Origin of the sequence: Streptomyces sp. NRRL WC-3549, assembly GCF_000721935.1 — a bacterium.
In the GTDB taxonomy this organism is placed as follows: Bacteria; Actinomycetota; Actinomycetes; order Streptomycetales; family Streptomycetaceae; genus Streptomyces.
Genome location: NZ_KL585400.1, coordinates 45,087 through 46,531 on the forward strand (window position 1 = coordinate 45,087; position 1,445 = coordinate 46,531).

A 1,445-nucleotide genomic window follows, 5' to 3' on the forward strand; every position below is an offset into this window, starting at 1 on the left:
GGCTGGTGGCCGCCAGCAGGTCCTGGTCCTCCCGGGTGATGCCCCACTTCCGGGCGGTGACGGCGGCGTGCTCACCCATCGACAGGCCGGTACGGGGTTCGGCGTTGCGCGGGATGTCCGGCACGAGGTGGCGGGGGCGTACGGCCGCCAGCGCCCTGAGCCTGCCGCCCGCCGACTTCGCCCTCCGGGCCTGGAGCAGGATCCTGCGCAACTGGTCGTTGACGCCGAGCGGGGCGTCGCTGGTGGTGTCCGCACCACCCGCGACCGCCGAGTCGACGGCGCCGAGAGCGATCTTGTTGGCCGCGGCGATCACGGCCTGGAGCCCGGTGCCGCACGCCTGCTGGACGTCGTACGCCGGTGTGCGCGGGTCGAGGGAGGAGCCCAGCACCGTCTCACGGGCGAGGTTGAAGTCGCGGCTGTGCTTGAGGACCGCGCCCGCGACGAACTCCCCCACCGACTCCCCGCGCAGCCCGAAGCGTTCGGCCAGACCGTCCAGGGCGGCGGTCAGCATCTGCTGGTTGGACGCCTCGGCGTAGGGGCCGTCGGAACGGGCGAACGGGATGCGGCTGCCGCCGAGGACGGCGACCCGGCGCGGTTGCGGCAGTGCGAGGGGAATCAACTCGACCAACTCATCTCGACCAACTCCTGACCCTTGAGTAACCTTACTCCGGAGTAAATCTACGACCGAGCAGGAGTCTGGACAATGGCCGACCGCTATCTGCATCTGACCGGCACCGCCCCCGGCCGTTTCCTGACCCGCCGGCTCGGCCTGCCGCAGCCCGTCCGGCTGCGCCGCTGGACGCTGGGGACACCCGCGCTCGACGGGCCGTTGCTGCACCTCACGGCCGGTGAGTCGACCCTCGGGGAGGCCCTCGGCCCGGTCCTGGCCGCCACCGGGCTGGAGGTGACGGGGAAGGCCGAGCGCCCGGCGGGCATCGTCGTGGACGCGACGGGGATCACCACGGCGGCCGGACTCGCCACCGTGCACGCCCAGTTGCACCCCGTCGTACGCTCTCTGGCCACGGGCGGCCGGATCGTCGTCCTCGGCACACCGCCCTCTCCCGAGGACCACCACCAGGCGGCGGCCCAGCAGGCGCTCGAAGGGTTCGTGCGCTCACTCGGCAAGGAGATCGGCGGGGGCGCCACCGCACAGCTGCTGCGCGTCCCGGCAGGCGCCGCCGCCTGTGCCGAGTCCACCCTGCGCTTCCTGCTGTCACCCCGGTCCGCGTACGTGAGCGGCCAGGTCGTCGAGCTGACCGACACCGCGCCCGACCCGGTCGCGGACTGGGTGGCGCCGCTGTCCGGGCGCACCGCGCTGGTCACCGGCGCGGCCCGCGGGATCGGCGCCTCGGTCGCCTCCGTGCTGGCCCGGGACGGCGCCCGCGTGATCTGCCTGGACGTCCCGCAGGCGCGGGAGGACCTGGTCCGTACCGCGGACCGGCTCG

General features: G+C 73.8%; 2 protein-coding genes. One reads left to right on the forward strand and one right to left on the reverse strand.

Translation table 11 applies throughout. The annotated features are described in order from the left end of the window. Positions 1 to 628, reverse strand: a 628-nt coding sequence (locus IH13_RS0115980) for a thiolase family protein (protein ID WP_031084962.1), incomplete at its 3' end; no start/stop codon positions are given. A gap of 75 nt (positions 629 to 703) precedes the next feature. On the opposite strand from IH13_RS0115980, the gene IH13_RS0115985 reads away from it, so the two are divergent. After that, on the forward strand, positions 704 to 1,445 hold a 742-nt coding region (locus tag IH13_RS0115985; protein ID WP_031084964.1), incomplete at its 3' end, for an SDR family NAD(P)-dependent oxidoreductase.